Raw genomic sequence first — 14675 nt, forward strand, 5'->3', positions numbered from 1 at the left:
GCGCATCATGGTATATTTTTTACAGGCACCCTGCCTCTGCATCGTGCCGCCCTTATGATCGGGCCAGCGTCAGCCGCCACAGCTATACGACGCTGGCCCCTTTCTTTGTTATTCTGTTCATTTCCTCCACGGCCCGCTTTCTGCTGGCCGTGCTTTTTATTGTCTGCCGGACCGTGGATATGTACCAGTCCTCAAACGCCCATCTTTCCTTGTCAGAGGGCACCGCCGTGTTCATTCTTTTCTTCCACTCCTTGTACGCCTCCAGCGCCTTCCCGCTCAACGGCACCAGGTAGCCGTATCGGGCCGGGTGTCCCCACGGTGCCGCCGGGTCCTTCGTGTGGTCTATCGGTCCGCCGCCAAACGCTCTGCGCCGCTTTCCTTCCCACCTCCTTAACCACGCCTTATCGTCCCGCAGCGCGCCCCATGCTGCGCGCCTCATGCGCTGTGCACGGCCCTGGCGGCCTCTACAGTCACGACAATGCGGCATTGTTCTTTCTCTCCTATGATCCGCGCCAGCGTCTCGTACAGCCTCTCCACGTTCAGTGCGTTCATTGTTTCCGGCCCTCCTTATGCCGTTCTTTTCTCTTCCGGCTCTACCGGCTTTCTGCTTTCCCTCGTGGGCCTGTTTTCCATCGCCACCATGTACCCCAGCACAAACTGGCGGGCGTCTTTCGGCAACCTTGCAAACCCCTTCACAGTTTCGATCATGATCTCGTTTTTACTCATTCGTTTCTCCTTTCGTTTCTGTCATACCACCCCGCCAGGTTTCCAGCCTCCGTTACACACGGGGCTGCCCCGTCCGGCAGCTCCAGGGGCGTTTTCCCCGTATGCAATGTAAAAAGCTCCATGAGCTGCACCTTGTTTTCGTCCGGCTTTCCCCACGCCACTACATTCCCCAGGGTGAAGTGTTCCGGCGTCTCCTCTTTTGCCGTGTAGGCTCGGCAGCACTTCCTCTCCCCTCTGATCATGTCCAGGTAGTCGTCTATTGCCAGGTACAGCTTCTTCCCGTCTACGCTTACCGTCAGCCAGTCCGCAAGCTCCACGCCATCCTCCAGCATATATCCCGGCATGATCCTTTCGTTTCTTGCCCCGTGCGTGATGTGGTAAAAAATCACGCCGAATTCCGCCGCTTTCGTGTTGTCCCCGCGTACCTTTCCGCACAGCGTTTTAATGATCCCGTTCATTCCTGTATGCCCTCCTTTTCGCTTTTTTCTCTCCAGTCTCCCGGGATCACTTCCCGCCAGGTTCTTCCCTTGCTGTCCTTCAGCGTGTGATCAAAAATCACCGTTTCGTAGATTGGGAAATGTTCCGGCAGCTGCTCGCCCATGACCGGCTCCATGTTGTCGTGCGCCAGGATCAGCGCCTGCTGCACGGTTTGGATATTCCGCAGGTAGTACCGGCACGTTACAACGCCACCGGCAAACAGGTCAAACTCCTGGATCATGCGCGGGCTTTCCCAAAATCGCACGCCGTCTGTCACCATAGGAAACAGTCCCGCGCGGCACAGTGCCCACGCCGTTCCGTCCTGTATCTTCGGATCAATCCCGTTTGCCTCACAGGCTGCCGCCTGCTTCATAAGCTCCAGAATTTTCTGCTTTTGCTCCTTTGTCATTTGCCATAGCCTCCTTGTTTTTATGCGTAAAGCAGCCGCAGCGCCGCAATCAGCGCCGCCATTGCCAAACTTTGCGCCGCTTTCAGTGCCCAGTACAGCAGCAGCCAAAACGCGGCGTCTACTGTCAGCACCAAAACAATCCGCAGCAGCCTTTCCAGTGCGTTTTTCATGCCTCTTTCTCTTCCGCCTCCCATGAATATCTAAATCCGTCCGGCGCGATTCCGGGCCGCTTTTTGTTTTTCCTGTTGCACGCGTCCAGGATTGTCTGGTGACTGCAATAGGCCGCCCGGCCCGCCTCCCGTGAGCTTGTGAAAATTGCCACCGTGTCCCCCGTTTGCGGATCAACTTTTAGAATCCGCCGGGCGTCCAGGCTTCCGTGTGTTTCTCGTCCCAGCTCTCTTTTTGTGACCGGCTGTAAATTCCAGTAGGCCCAGTTGCTTGTCTGGCCGTCCCTATGTTTCAGCGGTGTTCCTTCCGGCAAGTGCGAAAAATACGTTTCGTGCATTATCGCGGAGGCCGTCTTGCACACCGTTTTTCCGTCCGGCCTTGTCAGCTTATAGTCCCAGTTCCTGCGGTTCCTGGTTCCGTTCAGCTTGCTGTTCCTTGACTTCCACCGCCTCCATACGGTTCCGTCGATCCGCACATAGTAGCGCCCGCCAAACCCCGGTATATCCATCTGTTGCGGTACGCTCTCGCGGGCAGTCTGGCTCCCGTCCATGTACCTGTCCCGGCGCGGCATACTTCACACCGTTACCTTTCTAAGCGGGCAAGTCTCGCAGATTTTGTCCAGTTCTTCCTGGTCCCTTGCCTGTTCCGGCTTCGCGCACCTGTTGCAGATTTCCGCCAGGTCGTCGTCCGTCAACCTCTCGTGCCGCAATTTATGCAGCGTGACCGCCGCGCACCGTACCAGCGCCCGCTTTCTGGCGCTTTTCAGACACCTTTCGTTCGACAGGTCCACAAGCCGCTCCTCCAACCGCGCCAGGCTCCCCGCATCCGTCGGTGTGTGTGCGATCTCCCGCCGCTTTGCGTCGGCCAGCAAAATGTCGATCTTTTTCTGCCCTGGATCGTTCAGCAGCGCCTCCCGCGCTTCCGCTATGATTGCATCATATTTACCCATCGGTCGTCCTCCTGTTTCGGCCTTCCCTGGCCATCATCGGTGGAGCGGATCAGCTCCAGACAGGCGGCGGGCATCCGGCCCGCCGGGGCTGCTTATTTCTTTTCCTGCTTGTTCTGGCGTGCTACCATGTAGCCCAGCACAAACTGGCGGGCATCCGGCGGCAGCGCTTCAAACCCCTGCGTGCTTTCTTTGATCAGCTTCATTTTCTCTTTCATCGTGCTTTCCTTTCTGCTTATATTCCCTGTTCTCCGTATCGCTTTGCCTGCCTGGCATATTCAGCAGCCTTTTCCCATGCCGCCTCTTCTTCCGCGTTTCCGGCCCGGCGTGCCCAGTAGGCGTTGCTTTCCAGGTCGTATATAACCCTTGCATCCGTCCCCCGTTCGGGCGGCTCCCGGTCCGCTTTCTCTTTCGTCATTCTCTGCTCCTTATTTCTCCCTTGCCTCCAGCTCTACGATCCGCAGCGCCTTTGCGGCTTCCTGGTTATATTCCCCCACTCTTCTTTTTGTGTCGTTCAGCAGCGCCTGTGCGCCCTGCAACCCCGTGCGGCACCCGTATGTCACCCACCTGTTTTTTGCTTCGGGCCTCGCCGGGGCCACCACTGCGTGTGTGTAGTTGTGGGTTTTTGATGTTCTGATCAGTTCCCCGTCATAGTAGAATTTCATTTTTCTGTCCTTTCCCCGGATCGCGTCCGGCCTGTTTCGGCCCTCCCTGGGCCATCATCGGTGGAGCGGATCAGCTCCAGACAGGCGGCGGGCGTCCGGCCCGCCGGGGCTGCTTATTTGTATTCGTGGCTCTTTATGCTTCCCTGGATGTAATCTCTTCCCATGAGGTCCTCCAGCGTTGCAAGCGCCTTCTCTACTTCTCTATAGGCAACGCCGCGTTCCCCGTACTTTTCCAGGTTGTCCGCTGCAAAATCTGAAAGTTTGATCTCTGTGCAGGTCTCGCCGGTGATCTTCTCGCCGTTTTCGATCTCCACAACGTCATAAGTAAAAACCGCTTTTTTCATTGTTCGCTCCTTCTCGCTTATTGCCATTCGTGGTTTTCAAAATCTTCCAGGGCGTTCTCTGCCGCCGTGCGCTCCTGCCACTTTCTTTCCTTCTGCTCTTTCTGCGCGTCGATCATTCCCCAGTCCTTGTTTTCCCGTTCTTCCAGCTTGTCCAGGATTTCCCGGGCGTGCTTGTACTCCTTCTTTGCTGTCTCCGCCTTTTCTTTCAGAAGTCCGTGGATAAATTCCAGTGTTTTGATGTTCATACTGTTTCCTTTCTCCGGGATCGCGTCCGGCTCTCGATTTTGCAGCCTTTATTTTGCCTCGCTGTTGATGTACCCCATCCAGCGACTTTCGCAGCTGGCGAACCCCGCGCACCCTTCCTCGTACACATCATTCCAGGGCGGGCATTTGAAATTCTTTTCAAAGACTTTCACCATGTTCTTTTTTATGTCTGCCACCGGTTCGCTGAACTTCATTCCTTTTGTCAATTCTTGAAAAACGGTCATTTTTCTTTCCTTTCTCCCCGTCGCTCGGGGCCTGTTTCGGCCCTCCCTGGGCCATCATCGGTGGAGCGGATCAGCTCCAGACAGGCGGCGGGCGTCCGGCCCGCCGGGGTGTTTATTTTCTTTTGTCGTCCACGATCTCGAAACTCACGCCCTCAATAAAAAGCGTCGTTCCGTGTCCCGGTAGGAACGCCACCCGGCGTCCTTTCCATTCCGGGTGGTCTCTCCAGTAGTCGTGCCAGATTCCTTTGAAATCGGCCCCGATTCTGTCAAACTCCGCTCTTGTGATCCTTTCCATTTCGATCTGCCTTCCTTTCTTTAAGCCGTCAGGATCGGGCACATTGAATAGTTGCCCAGCGGGTAGACGCTTTCAGCTTTGAGGTATTCGCTTGTTTTCTTGCTGATCCGAAATTTTTCTTTTCCCCCGCTGTCGTTCTGCACCGTGATGGTGCAGGCCGTGCGCGCGATCACCGTATAGGACCAAACGCAATCGTGATTGCAGATGCTGCGCATGGAATAGGTTTTTCCGGCTTCAAACTTTTTCATTTCATTCTCGCTTTCTCCCCGTCGCTTGGGGCTTCTGTTTCTTACCTTAGTTAATATTATACTTACCTAAGTTTGCTTTGTCAACGGTTTTTCTTGACTAGGTTATATTTTCGCCACAATGCACAAAACGTAGTTAATTTTTATATGCAGTATTGCAACTTTCTTTTTTACGTAGTAAAATTACATCAGTGTTACTTATGATCACGCCCCGCTTTGCGGGAGAATGGAGTGTAATGTCAATGAAAAAACTTTTGCCCCTGCTCTTCGTCCCCCTGTTTATGTTCAGCGCCTGCGGCTCTTCCGGCTCCGCTTCCTCCACCTCTGTTTCTGTTCCGTCCTACACCACCGGCGAAAGTACCGAATACGTCCGCGACAGTCAAAAGTGCATGGCCTACCGCGTTTGTGCTGGCACCGACCTTTCCGAAGATGAGCTTCTTTCCGTTTTCCACGACGTTACCGCCGACGACGGCTACTACCTGCACACCGTCTGGTTCTACTCTACGTCCGAGTGCTCCGGCTTTTACGATGTCGCTATGGTGGAGGAGCTGGAAAGCGGCTCCGATCCCGTTGTCACGCTTGCACCTCAACTGTAAATAGAAAAGGCGGGCTGTATTGGCCCGCCTTTTTTGTGCTCTAAACTTGACTAGGTTAATATTTTATGGTAATATTTTGGTAGGAGGTGATAACTACGTATGGAATCTACGCTTCGGCAGTTTCGTAAAACTCTGAAACTGAGTCAGGAGGAAGTCGGCAGGCGCGTTGGCGTTACCGGCGTTGCGATTTCCAGAATTGAAAGCGGGGATCGTCCACTCACTGATCGCATGGCCCTTTCGCTTTGTAAGGAGTTCGGCCTTGACTATGTCTGGCTTACAACCGGCCAGGGTGAGATGTTCGCATCCGCCGACGACGCCCTGGGCGGCATCGTTGACAGCATCATGCAAGGCGACAATGAACTGGCGAAATCTATCTTTAGAGGCTTCGCGCAATTCAGTGAGGACGACTGGCGAAAGCTGCGGGACTTGATCGACACGTTCCTGGCCGGTGCCGTTCCTGCCGAAATCATGGAGCAGCGCATGGACGCTATGGCCCGTCAGCGTCTGGAGGACGGCCTGGGAGCTGAAAACGCCGCCTTCATGTATGGCTACGCGCTCGGCCTCGGTGAGCGTGACGGCAAAGAAAAAGGCGGCGACCAATAAGGCCGCCGCCTTTTCTATTTGTGCAATGTTATCCTCTGCACAAAATTGTACACCCGCCGTAGTATGTCCGCATCTGCGTTTTTCAGCAGCGCCTTAATGGCCCGCCGGTATTCTTCCCCGTTCATGGGACGTCGCCTCCTTTATTCGACTATACGCCCCATTTTTTCCTTGCGCAATGTTTTTATCTTTTATTTCTCTTTTTTGAGAAATATTCTATCATTTTCTTGTTTTTCTCTTTTTAGGTGCTATTTTTATTTTAATGGGCTGTCAAATAGTTTGCACATCCTTGTGTGGGTAGCTTCCGCGATTTTTTCCAGCTGATCCAGGCGCGGTACAGTTTGCCCGTTCTCGATCCTGTTTATTGTGCTGCGGCTGATCCCCGTCAACTTCTCCAGCTGCTGGAGCGTCAGCCCCCGCTTTTGCCTGGCCTCCCACACATATATGCGCACAGCAGACCCTCTTTCAAAAAATAATAGCCGCCCCCCTGCGCCAACAGGTGAACGGCCAAAAGAACGCGCCGCGCGGCTTACGCTGCACTCCACGCCCCACAGCAGAGAGTATAGCACAAAAACGCCGCGCGGCATAGTACCTTTGTACATTTTCGCGGGGTGTTTTTATGTTATACGGAAACCCACAAAATTATGCCTGGTTCCGCGCCCGCGTCGTCCTGTATATTCGCGTTTCCACGGATGAACAGGCGCGGCATGGCTACAGCCTCGGTGCGCAGCGTGAGGCGCTGCACGAATTTTGCGACACCTTCCAGTGCCAGATCGTTGCAGAATACAGCGACGACGGCGTGAGCGCCCGCAAGGAAATGCGCCGCCGCCCTGGCTTGCTGCGTGTTCTGGACGTTGTGAAATCCGGCGGCGTTGACTATGTCCTTTTCATCAAGCTGGACCGCTGGTTCCGCAGTGTCCGGGAATATTACCGCGTGCAGGATATTCTCGACGCCGCCGGGTGCGGCTGGAAAGCGATCCTGGAGGACTACGACACCAGCACCACAAACGGACGCCTAAATCTAAATATCCGCCTTTCTGTTGCCCAGGACGAAAGCGACAGAACGGCGGACCGTATCAAGTTTGTATTTTCCGAACGTGTCAAAAACGGCGGCGCGATCTATGGCACCCGCTCTCTTCCTTTCGGGCTTGAAACAAAGGATCACCGCGTCCAGGTCATAGAGGACAAGGCCGACGTGGTGCGCGGTATGTTTGACCACTACGAAAGCACCACCAGCACGCGGGATACCCGCTTTTGGCTGCGGGATCGTTTCGGCGTCGATCTTCCCTATAATACAATCCGTAATATGCTGCATAACAGTCTATACTGTGGGGAATATCGCGGCAACAGGTCATACTGTCAGCCCATCATATCCCCGGAACAGTTCCGCCGGGTCCAGGAAATTCTGGCAAGGCAGTCCGCCGGTCACACAAGGCAAAGCGTTCACCAGTATGTTTTTACCGGGCTGCTTCGTTGCCCCGTGTGCGGTTGCACCCTCAAAGCCTACCCTCAAAAAGATTATAAATTTAATCGCGTGTATCTCCGCTACCGTTGCAGCCAGCACTGGACCGACCACCGCTGCACGTGGAAGTCTACCCCCTGGGAGCCTCGCCTGGAGGATTGGCTGCTGGATCACATCCAGCCGCAGCTCGACGCCTACCTGGCCCGGTTCGATGTCCAGGAGGAAAAGCGGCGGCGGGCGTCTGTTGACGTTGGCGCGATCCAGCGCAAGCTGTCCAGGCTGCAGGACCTCTATGTGGACGGCATGATCAGCCGGGCGTCGTACGATGAAAAATACCAGGCTCTGATCTCCCAGCAGGAGGCCGCCCAGGAAGCGCAGCTTTCAGCGACAGCCGCGCGCGATCTGGAGCCGCTGCGGCAGCTTCTCGCCGGTGACTTCCGCAGCATCTACAGTACCCTGTCCCCTTCCGAACGGCACACGCTGTGGGCCTCCGTTATAGATCACATTGTGGTAAAGTGCGCCGGGTACGGCCAGTTTGACCTCGACGTTGTTTTTTTACCGTAACATACTATTAACACACCGCCCCGCCGGGGACGGGCAAGAGTATGCTGGCAAAACGGCTGCCCGGCATTCTACCGCCGCTCACCTACGAGGAATCCCTGGAGACCAGCGCCATCTACTCGGTGGCCGGCCTTCTGCGCGGCGGGGACGGACTGATCCGGGAACGCCCCTTCCGCAGTCCCCACCACAGCGTCAGCTCCACCGCCATCGTAGGCGGCGGCACCTACCCCCGTCCCGGTGAAGTCAGCCTGGCCCACAACGGGGTTCTGTTCCTGGACGAGCTGCCGGAATTTTCCCGGGATACACTGGAGGTGCTGCGTCAGCCGCTGGAAGACGGCAAAGTCACCGTCAGCCGTGTGCACGGCACGGCATCCTACCCCTGCCAGTTCATGCTGGTGGCTGCCATGAACCCCTGCAAGTGCGGATATCTGGGCCATCCCACCCGGGAATGCACCTGTACCCCCAGCGCCATTGCCCAGTACCGCCGTCGGATTTCCGGCCCGTTGCTGGACCGCATCGATCTCCATGTGGAGGCACTGCCTGTGGAATACGATGAACTGGCTGCCCGGCAGGGCGGCGAATCCAGCGCGGCGGTGCGTGCCCGGGTGATCGCATCCCGCACTTTGCAGCAGGAGCGCTACTGGGACCTGCCCGGTGTACGCTGCAACGCCCAGCTGCCCGGAAGCGCACTGCGCCGGTATTGCCCCATGACCCCCGCGGCAGAAACGATTCTGCGCGGTGCCTTTGAGCGGCTGGGGTACAGCGCCCGGGCCTACGACCGCATTCTCCGGGTAGCCCGTACGGCTGCCGACCTGGATGGCAGCGAGGTACTGGACACCGCTCACCTTTCCGAAGCGCTGCAGTATCGCAGCCTTGACCGCAAATTCAATTTCTGAACAGTACAGCCCCGCAGGCCTGTGGCTTGCGGGGCTGTATTTTATGATTGCTGCTGCAGGATATCCAACAGAGCCCGGGCGCTTTTGCGCCAGCTGTACCGGGCCAGCAGCTGGGCGGCATCCTGCCTGGGAGGTGCGACATCGTCCACGTAGCCGCGGTTGGTTTTCAGATCAATATATCCGGCGCAATCGCCGTAGATTTCCCGCATGCACGGTGTGTCGCTGACATAGATACGCGGCGCACCGCAGGCCACAGCCTCCAGCGGCGGAATGCCGAATCCCTCATACAACGTGGGGAACAGGAAGGCCTTGCAGTGGTGCATCAGCGCCTTGGCCTCCCCGTCCGAGACATACCCGAGGTACACCACATTGGGCAGGTTTGCCAGCTCCAGACGTTTGGCTTCCGCCTCCAGGCTGCCGCCGCCCGCGATGGCAAACACCGCATCGGGTTTGTTGCGGGCTGCCCGCAGCACCCAGGGGAAGTTTTTATTCTTGAGCAGATTTGCCATGCTGAAGTAGTATTCGCCGCGGCGCAGGCGGGGCGATTTCGCGAAGATTCCTTCGTCGGGGGCGATGCGCTGCATCTGCTGCCAGGCGTTGTAAACCACCGAGATCCGCTCCGGCTGCACACCATAATAGCGGACGATCTCACTTTTGGAGAATTCCGACACGGTAATGATATGCTCCGCCGCGGCCGCAATGCGCCGGTACTGGAACCGGTGCCAGGCAGCGCTGAGTCTGCCCCGCAGGTCGGTATAGAAATCCGGCCGCGCCCGGTAGCATACGTCATGCACCACCGCAATGCCCCGGAATCCAAACACGGGGATCACGTTGCAGGTGGCCAGACCTTTCGCGCCGCGCTGCCGCAGATATGCGGGGTAATCCCGCTGCTGCCATGCGAGACCTTTCCGGGTGCCGAATGTGACGGTTTTGATGTTTTCATACACCGGGGCACGCACATCGGGCGGCGTGACCACCTCCACCATGCCGGCCGGCACGATGGCATCCAGCGCCGAAAGCAACTCGATGGAATAGCGCTGAATGCCTGAAATACGCTGTCCGAAGAAAGAGCCGTCCACAGCCCATACCACTTGTTCCATATCTTCTCCTACCTGTCAAGCGGCAGCGTTCAGCCCCGCATAGTGTTCTTTAAAACGCAGAATCCGCGCCACGCTCTCCTCCAGGCGCTCCTCCGGGATGGTGCCGTTCTGCACCGCCCCGAGTACCGCATCAAACGCTTCCTCCAGTCCGGCCGGCATCAGAAGCAGGTCATTGCCCGCGAGGAATGCCTGCACGGCCGCCTCCCCTGGTTCATACTGTTCCGTGATGGCACCCATGGCAAGGGAATCGGTGACAAGCAGTGCATCCTCCCCTGCCAGCAATTCACCCCGGAGAAGATCCGTGACCATGGTTTTGGAAAGCGAAGCCGGCGTATCGCCTGTGCCCATTGCCGGGGCCGCAATATGTCCCACCATGATGGCACGGGGTGCTTCGGTTGTCTGTCCCTCCGCCGGGAGGAACGGCAGGAATTCACACCGCATCATCTCCGTGCGGGTCTTTTCCGTAGTTGCCAGACCGCTGTGGCTGTCCTGTGCCGTATCGCCATGTCCCGGGAAATGCTTGAAGGTGGGCAGAATACCTTCCGACTGCAATCCCCGTGCCATGGCCCAGGCCATATTGGCAGCCGCCTCGGGTTCCTTTGAGAACGCCCGCGCACCGATCACCGTATTGTCCGGATTGGTCCAGACATCCGCCACCGGGGCAAAATCCATGTTGAAACCATATAATTTCAGATAGGCGCCGATGGTCTGCCCCATTTCCAGCGCCGCTGCATCATTGCCGGTGTTTCCCACCGACAGCGCACTTTCATATTGTGGAAGATCAAACACCGGCTGGTTGGCAAGACGTGCCACCCGGCCGCCCTCCTCATCCACAGAAATCAGCAACGGAATTTCACTGGCCTGCTGCAAGGCGGCATTGAAATCCGTGATCTGCTGCGGATCCCGGATATTCTTGCCGAACTGACAGATGCCTCCCACCGGGTATTCTTCCAGCGTATGGCGCATTTCCTCCGTCAGCGACTGTACGCCTTCCGCCTTGTCATCGTCTATTTCCGCCTGCGGCAGGCTGAAATCCAGCGCGTCCGGGCGCACCATAAAAAGCTGCCCCACCTTCTGGCGCAATGTCATCCGGGAAAGCAGCGGTTCATCGGCAGGCGTTTTCTCCGTGGCTTCTGAAGTCACTGGCTGGGGTGACGGCGCGGCGGAGGACGGTGCCGATTCCGCCTTGCAGGCACACAACGACCATAGAACTGCGAACAATACTGCACCCAGTCGCCGCTTTCTCCTGCGCATCCTGCCGCCCCCTTTGGTTGATATTATACCATGGGCAATCCCATCAGGGCAAGCATGGCAGAACAGACAAAGCCTTCGCGCCTGCCCGGCACGAAGGCTCTGGTTTTATTCTTCCTGGTCGGCGTCCGCGTAGTCGTCCTTACCGCCCACCGGATGTTCCGCCACAATGGTATCCTCTTCCGCCGCCGATTCGGCGGTGGCTTCGGTAGCCTGCAAGCTTTCCCGCGTCACAGCAAAGGCATTCTTGTAGTCGGCGCTGGCTTCATACACCAGGTCCGGCGCGCCGCTGGAGGCAAGATAGCACAGCGTCGTATCAGCGTCCGCCAGATTTCCGAACCGGACGGTCAGTTCGGAGCCATCCGTAAAGGTCGCAGTCACCGTCACGTCCGGCGTGTCCAGGCCATAGGCACTGTCCGCCTGGGGCGCAGTGATGGTCCAGTCCGTCTTCACACCACAGACCGTGTTGGCCATTTTCTTCACGGCATCCTGATCGAGGTCGTAGTCGGGATCATCGGTCAGCGTCCAGGTTCCGTCCGTCTGGGTAAAGCCGAGATCGCCCACCTGCATGGCAGCCACATCGTCTATCGTCTTGTCGGTCAGCGTCTGCGCTTTATAGAGATCCTTAGGATCCTTGCAGAGCCCTGCCAGATTGGTCTGCGTCACGGTATATACCGTATCGTTTTCATCATAGACGTAATAGATATCCGCCACATCGTTGGCCAGATCCACCGTGAGGGTGCGTGTATTTTCCCCGCTGGTGATGGAAAACTCCATCAGCGGTGTATCGCTGCGCGCCGGGATCTCGGCCAGTTCCTCCGGCTGAAGCTGACGCGTTGCGGTGAGAGTGGCGAACTTTTCGATCAGGGACCCGGTCACCTCCTGGTCCAGCGGCAGAGTGGGATCATCCTGCAATACCCAGTCCCCGTCGCCCTGCCGGATCAGCGTTTCTTCCACGCTGTCATCGCGGTAGGAAACCTGATCGATGGCATCCACAGAAAAATCACACAGCGGGATCTCTGCCTGCTGTTCCCTGCTCTGGGACCATTGCAGCAATACCAGCAGTACAGCCAGTACCACCACCCCCGCCGCCAACAGCAGCAGCGGCATCATTTTTTTCCGATTCACAGGCTGTTCTCCTTTTTATCGGCGGCGACGGATCAGGCAGATCACGACGCCTGCAATCAGGCTGACAAGGGGCAGCACAAAGATAAACACCAGCCCCAGTCCGATCATGGCCCCGTTGGGCACAGTCAGGCTTTCGGCGCTCAGGCTCTTGCTGCTGATCACCGCCGTAGTCTGTTCCCCGTTGAACCAGTTGGCCAGACTGCCCAGCATCTGGGCATTGCCGCCCGAAACGCTCTGGTTCGTGGCGGAGAGCAGTGCATTGGGGCAGTTGATCCAGACCACACGCGCGCCGGTGGAGGAATTTTCCGCTGCCACCGCCACGGCGAAACTGCCCTCCGGGTCGTCGTCGGATTTTTCCACCGTCTCGGCATTGGCATAGTCCAGCAGCGAATAGGCTGCATCACTGGTGGAAAGCAGCGTGGTCAGCACATATTCGCTGTCCTCGCTCTGCACAATGCCCTGGGCGATGGGCATATACACCCGCATACCGCTCGTCATGCCGGCCAGCATCTCACAGCTGTTGATGTTGGGCATCAGATAGGTCTGCGGATACCCGTAGGGATAGTTGTCCGCATTGCTCTCCACCAGCAGGCCTGCCTGGCGGGTCATGCCGCAGGCCGCCATCACGGTATCCAGCTGCGGCGTATTGATGGTAAAGTCGGTGACCACCAGCAGCTTGCCGCCGCCCTGCACATAGGAGGTCAGCATGGCTGCCTCCGCCTCGGTCACATCGGCCAGCGGGGCATTGATCACCAGTTCGTCGGCATCCGCCGGGATGGAACCGGCCGTGGTCAGATTGAGCTCTTCCACCGCCACGCCGGCATTGCCCAACGTATCGGTAAAGTCGCTTTCCAGCGAGGTTTCCCCGTGCCCGGTCAGCTGGTACATCTTGTAACTGGTGGTGCGGATCACCTTGGCAATGCCTGCGGTCAGGCAGTTTTCCGCGTCAAACGTGTATTGGTAGGTGCCGTAATTGTAGTAGGCGTCCATGTCCATGGGGTACATGTCGTTGTAGCTGACCACATCATAGTTGTCCGCCGTGGTGAGCACCACACAGCCGGTGGACGCCCCGTCGTACGTTTCCGCAAAGGTGGGATAGAGCACCGGGTCCCGCTGCTCCCAGGTAAAATGGCTGCTTTCGTCGGCGTAGCGGTCCAGCAGCCGGGTAATGTTGCTGTCCTCCTGCCCCGAAATGGCAAGGTAATAGGCTGTCACATCGGTCTGCAGTTCATGGAGCAGGTTGGTACTTGTCTCGCTGAGGGTAAACAGCGAACTGGTGGATATATCGTACTGGGTGTACTTGCTGGGCAGCGCCCGCACCACCAGATTGAGCAGGATCAGCGCCGCCAGCAGCACCACCGCCAGCACCGATGCATACAAACCGTTGCGGAATGTTTTTTTGCTGCCGTGCAGGTTCTTCCAATGGATTTTCCAATTCATCTGCGGCACCTCCTCAGTTCCAGCGGCGGCGCTCGAGCGCCTGTCCCGTCAGGAACAGGAACAGCGCGATGACCGACAGATAGTAGACAATCGCCGGAATGCTGAACATGCCGCCCACAACGTCGTTGAAAGGCTCAAACAGCGCCAGCGCGGAGAGCACACTGTCAAAGGCGGAAAGCAGCCAGGTGGGCCGCACCACAAACAGTACCGCCAGTACCACACCACCCGTGCAGAAGACCGCACAGCCCGTCGTCAGGCTTTTGCAGAGTACCCCCACCAGGATGGAGGCGATCAGCAGCATCACGAGAAACACGATCAACGCCAGCAGGTTGCCGCTGGTGAACATGGTCTGGATACCGTTCATCAGATAGGTCACAATGAGGGCGCCAAACGTGGCCAGATAGGCAATGATCTGGTTTTCCGTCAGGGCGGAAATCCAGGTGCCGATGGACAGGCAGGCCGCCCCCAGCAAAAGGTAGGCCAGCAGCGCGCTGTATGCAGATACCAGAGAGACATTCCCGAATGCCAGCAGGATCAGCGGCATAAAAATCGCCACCACCATGGGCGCCGCGAATACCGCAAACTCTGCGAGGAATTTGCCCAGCACGATGGCAGGGATACTGACCGGGCTTGTCAGCAGGAGCTGGTCGGTTTTGTTGCGCCGTTCCTCGGCAAAGCTGCGCATGCTGATGGCCGGCAGCAGGAACAGGAGGATCATGGTGGTGGTATACAATACCGACGCAAAATCCGAGGACGCATACATCAGGTTGCGGTTGGTAAAATACAACCCGAGGAAAAACAGGCTGACCGCGGCCGTCACATAGCCGATCATGCCGGTAAAATAGGCCCGGGTCTCCCGCTTGAAGATTGCCGCCATA

Annotated in this window: 22 protein-coding genes and 1 pseudogene; 5 read left to right on the plus strand and 18 right to left on the minus strand. The window is 57.3% G+C overall.

The window, feature by feature from the left end; all coding sequences use genetic code 11:
• Positions 1–567: 567 nt before the first annotated feature.
• The 13 genes from ABGT73_RS06585 to ABGT73_RS06645 form a co-directional block, all read right to left on the minus strand.
• Positions 568–726 carry a hypothetical protein gene (locus tag ABGT73_RS06585; RefSeq protein WP_346669006.1) on the minus strand — a complete coding sequence of 53 codons (159 nt, stop codon included), beginning with the start codon at positions 724–726 and terminating at the stop codon, positions 568–570.
• Positions 723–1184, minus strand: a complete 462-nt coding sequence (locus ABGT73_RS06590; RefSeq protein WP_346669007.1) for a hypothetical protein — start codon at positions 1182–1184, stop codon at positions 723–725. The genes ABGT73_RS06585 and ABGT73_RS06590 overlap by 4 nt, the downstream gene beginning before the upstream one ends.
• Positions 1181–1612: a hypothetical protein gene (locus ABGT73_RS06595; protein WP_346669008.1), complete on the minus strand. Its 432-nt coding sequence runs from the start codon at positions 1610–1612 to the stop codon at positions 1181–1183. Before ABGT73_RS06595 ends, ABGT73_RS06590 begins: the two co-directional genes overlap by 4 nt.
• 20 nt (positions 1613–1632) lie before the next feature.
• Complete coding sequence (locus tag ABGT73_RS06600) at positions 1633–1782, minus strand: hypothetical protein (protein ID WP_346669009.1); 150 nt, start codon at positions 1780–1782, stop codon at positions 1633–1635.
• Between the two features lie 572 nt (positions 1783–2354).
• A complete protein-coding gene (locus ABGT73_RS06605) occupies positions 2355–2729 on the minus strand; it encodes a hypothetical protein (RefSeq protein ID WP_346669010.1) in 375 nt (124 codons plus the stop codon).
• A 92-nt stretch (positions 2730–2821) separates the two neighbouring features.
• Positions 2822–2944, minus strand: coding sequence for a hypothetical protein (locus tag ABGT73_RS06610; RefSeq protein ID WP_346669011.1), 123 nt, complete (start codon positions 2942–2944; stop codon positions 2822–2824).
• A gap of 17 nt (positions 2945–2961) precedes the next feature.
• Entirely contained in the window at positions 2962–3144 is a 183-nt protein-coding gene (locus ABGT73_RS06615) for a hypothetical protein (RefSeq protein ID WP_346669012.1), read from the minus strand.
• Between the two features lie 10 nt (positions 3145–3154).
• Complete coding sequence (locus tag ABGT73_RS06620) at positions 3155–3391, minus strand: hypothetical protein (RefSeq protein ID WP_346669013.1); 237 nt, start codon at positions 3389–3391, stop codon at positions 3155–3157.
• Between the two features lie 113 nt (positions 3392–3504).
• Entirely contained in the window at positions 3505–3735 is a 231-nt protein-coding gene (locus ABGT73_RS06625) for a hypothetical protein (protein ID WP_346669014.1), read from the minus strand.
• A 17-nt stretch (positions 3736–3752) separates the two neighbouring features.
• Positions 3753–3980 (minus strand): hypothetical protein, encoded by a 228-nt coding sequence (locus ABGT73_RS06630; RefSeq protein WP_346669015.1) that lies wholly within the window; start codon positions 3978–3980, stop codon positions 3753–3755.
• A 48-nt stretch (positions 3981–4028) separates the two neighbouring features.
• On the minus strand, positions 4029–4223 hold the full coding sequence (locus ABGT73_RS06635) for a hypothetical protein (protein WP_346669016.1): 195 nt from the start codon (positions 4221–4223) through the stop codon (positions 4029–4031).
• A 112-nt stretch (positions 4224–4335) separates the two neighbouring features.
• Positions 4336–4518 (minus strand): hypothetical protein, encoded by a 183-nt coding sequence (locus ABGT73_RS06640; RefSeq protein ID WP_346669017.1) that lies wholly within the window; start codon positions 4516–4518, stop codon positions 4336–4338.
• 20 nt (positions 4519–4538) lie between these two features.
• Complete coding sequence (locus ABGT73_RS06645) at positions 4539–4766, minus strand: hypothetical protein (RefSeq protein ID WP_346669018.1); 228 nt, start codon at positions 4764–4766, stop codon at positions 4539–4541.
• A gap of 239 nt (positions 4767–5005) precedes the next feature.
• Here ABGT73_RS06645 and ABGT73_RS06650 point away from each other — a divergent pair, with 239 nt between their 5' ends.
• The 5 genes and pseudogenes from ABGT73_RS06650 to ABGT73_RS06670 all read left to right on the plus strand — a co-directional run bounded on the left by ABGT73_RS06650 (position 5006) and on the right by ABGT73_RS06670 (position 8878).
• Entirely contained in the window at positions 5006–5359 is a 354-nt protein-coding gene (locus ABGT73_RS06650) for a hypothetical protein (protein WP_346669019.1), read from the plus strand.
• 99 nt (positions 5360–5458) lie between these two features.
• Entirely contained in the window at positions 5459–5962 is a 504-nt protein-coding gene (locus ABGT73_RS06655) for a helix-turn-helix transcriptional regulator (RefSeq protein ID WP_346669020.1), read from the plus strand.
• A 616-nt stretch (positions 5963–6578) separates the two neighbouring features.
• The gene (locus tag ABGT73_RS06660; protein ID WP_346669021.1) at positions 6579–7985 is read left to right on the plus strand and encodes a recombinase family protein; all 1407 of its coding nucleotides are present in this window, start codon (positions 6579–6581) and stop codon (positions 7983–7985) included.
• A 29-nt stretch (positions 7986–8014) separates the two neighbouring features.
• Positions 8015–8524: pseudogene (locus tag ABGT73_RS06665) on the plus strand (ATP-binding protein); the annotation flags it as partial.
• On the plus strand, positions 8525–8878 hold the full coding sequence (locus tag ABGT73_RS06670) for an ATP-binding protein (RefSeq protein ID WP_346670315.1): 354 nt from the start codon (positions 8525–8527) through the stop codon (positions 8876–8878).
• Positions 8879–8919: 41 nt separating this feature from the next.
• On the opposite strand, the gene ABGT73_RS06675 is transcribed toward ABGT73_RS06670, so the two are convergent.
• The 5 genes from ABGT73_RS06675 to ABGT73_RS06695 form a co-directional block, all read right to left on the minus strand.
• Positions 8920–9978, minus strand: coding sequence for a glycosyltransferase family 1 protein (locus ABGT73_RS06675; RefSeq protein ID WP_346669022.1), 1059 nt, complete (start codon positions 9976–9978; stop codon positions 8920–8922).
• A 15-nt stretch (positions 9979–9993) separates the two neighbouring features.
• Positions 9994–11232 (minus strand): glycoside hydrolase family 3 N-terminal domain-containing protein, encoded by a 1239-nt coding sequence (locus tag ABGT73_RS06680; RefSeq protein ID WP_346669023.1) that lies wholly within the window; start codon positions 11230–11232, stop codon positions 9994–9996.
• A 105-nt stretch (positions 11233–11337) separates the two neighbouring features.
• On the minus strand, positions 11338–12357 hold the full coding sequence (locus ABGT73_RS06685) for a DUF4340 domain-containing protein (protein WP_346669024.1): 1020 nt from the start codon (positions 12355–12357) through the stop codon (positions 11338–11340).
• Positions 12358–12372: 15 nt separating this feature from the next.
• The gene (locus ABGT73_RS06690) at positions 12373–13797 is read right to left on the minus strand and encodes a Gldg family protein (RefSeq protein WP_346669025.1); all 1425 of its coding nucleotides are present in this window, start codon (positions 13795–13797) and stop codon (positions 12373–12375) included.
• 13 nt (positions 13798–13810) lie between these two features.
• Complete coding sequence (locus ABGT73_RS06695; protein WP_346669026.1) at positions 13811–14674, minus strand: ABC transporter permease; 864 nt, start codon at positions 14672–14674, stop codon at positions 13811–13813.
• Position 14675: the final 1 nt, after the last annotated feature.

Origin of the sequence: uncultured Subdoligranulum sp. (assembly GCF_963931595.1) — a bacterium.
GTDB lineage: Bacteria > Bacillota > Clostridia > Oscillospirales > Ruminococcaceae > Gemmiger.

What these genes read in the sequence shown, in the direction of transcription:
- ABGT73_RS06655 (WP_346669020.1), top strand. Translation starts at nt 5,459, where the DNA reads ATGGAATCTACGCTTCGGCAGTTTCGTAAAACTCTGAAACTGAGTCAG.
- ABGT73_RS06620 (WP_346669013.1), bottom strand. Translation starts at nt 3,391, where the DNA reads ATGAAATTCTACTATGACGGGGAACTGATCAGAACATCAAAAACCCAC.
- ABGT73_RS06690 (WP_346669025.1), bottom strand. Translation starts at nt 13,797, where the DNA reads ATGAATTGGAAAATCCATTGGAAGAACCTGCACGGCAGCAAAAAAACA.
- ABGT73_RS06675 (WP_346669022.1), bottom strand. Translation starts at nt 9,978, where the DNA reads ATGGAACAAGTGGTATGGGCTGTGGACGGCTCTTTCTTCGGACAGCGT.
- ABGT73_RS06635 (WP_346669016.1), bottom strand. Translation starts at nt 4,223, where the DNA reads ATGACCGTTTTTCAAGAATTGACAAAAGGAATGAAGTTCAGCGAACCG.
- ABGT73_RS06590 (WP_346669007.1), bottom strand. Translation starts at nt 1,184, where the DNA reads ATGAACGGGATCATTAAAACGCTGTGCGGAAAGGTACGCGGGGACAAC.
- ABGT73_RS06595 (WP_346669008.1), bottom strand. Translation starts at nt 1,612, where the DNA reads ATGACAAAGGAGCAAAAGCAGAAAATTCTGGAGCTTATGAAGCAGGCG.
- ABGT73_RS06650 (WP_346669019.1), top strand. Translation starts at nt 5,006, where the DNA reads ATGAAAAAACTTTTGCCCCTGCTCTTCGTCCCCCTGTTTATGTTCAGC.
- ABGT73_RS06585 (WP_346669006.1), bottom strand. Translation starts at nt 726, where the DNA reads ATGAGTAAAAACGAGATCATGATCGAAACTGTGAAGGGGTTTGCAAGG.
- ABGT73_RS06600 (WP_346669009.1), bottom strand. Translation starts at nt 1,782, where the DNA reads ATGAAAAACGCACTGGAAAGGCTGCTGCGGATTGTTTTGGTGCTGACA.
- ABGT73_RS06680 (WP_346669023.1), bottom strand. Translation starts at nt 11,232, where the DNA reads ATGCGCAGGAGAAAGCGGCGACTGGGTGCAGTATTGTTCGCAGTTCTA.
- ABGT73_RS06610 (WP_346669011.1), bottom strand. Translation starts at nt 2,944, where the DNA reads ATGAAAGAGAAAATGAAGCTGATCAAAGAAAGCACGCAGGGGTTTGAA.
- ABGT73_RS06605 (WP_346669010.1), bottom strand. Translation starts at nt 2,729, where the DNA reads ATGGGTAAATATGATGCAATCATAGCGGAAGCGCGGGAGGCGCTGCTG.
- ABGT73_RS06630 (WP_346669015.1), bottom strand. Translation starts at nt 3,980, where the DNA reads ATGAACATCAAAACACTGGAATTTATCCACGGACTTCTGAAAGAAAAG.
- ABGT73_RS06640 (WP_346669017.1), bottom strand. Translation starts at nt 4,518, where the DNA reads ATGGAAAGGATCACAAGAGCGGAGTTTGACAGAATCGGGGCCGATTTC.
- ABGT73_RS06615 (WP_346669012.1), bottom strand. Translation starts at nt 3,144, where the DNA reads ATGACGAAAGAGAAAGCGGACCGGGAGCCGCCCGAACGGGGGACGGAT.
- ABGT73_RS06695 (WP_346669026.1), bottom strand. Translation starts at nt 14,674, where the DNA reads ATGGCGGCAATCTTCAAGCGGGAGACCCGGGCCTATTTTACCGGCATG.
- ABGT73_RS06625 (WP_346669014.1), bottom strand. Translation starts at nt 3,735, where the DNA reads ATGAAAAAAGCGGTTTTTACTTATGACGTTGTGGAGATCGAAAACGGC.
- ABGT73_RS06645 (WP_346669018.1), bottom strand. Translation starts at nt 4,766, where the DNA reads ATGAAAAAGTTTGAAGCCGGAAAAACCTATTCCATGCGCAGCATCTGC.
- ABGT73_RS06660 (WP_346669021.1), top strand. Translation starts at nt 6,579, where the DNA reads ATGTTATACGGAAACCCACAAAATTATGCCTGGTTCCGCGCCCGCGTC.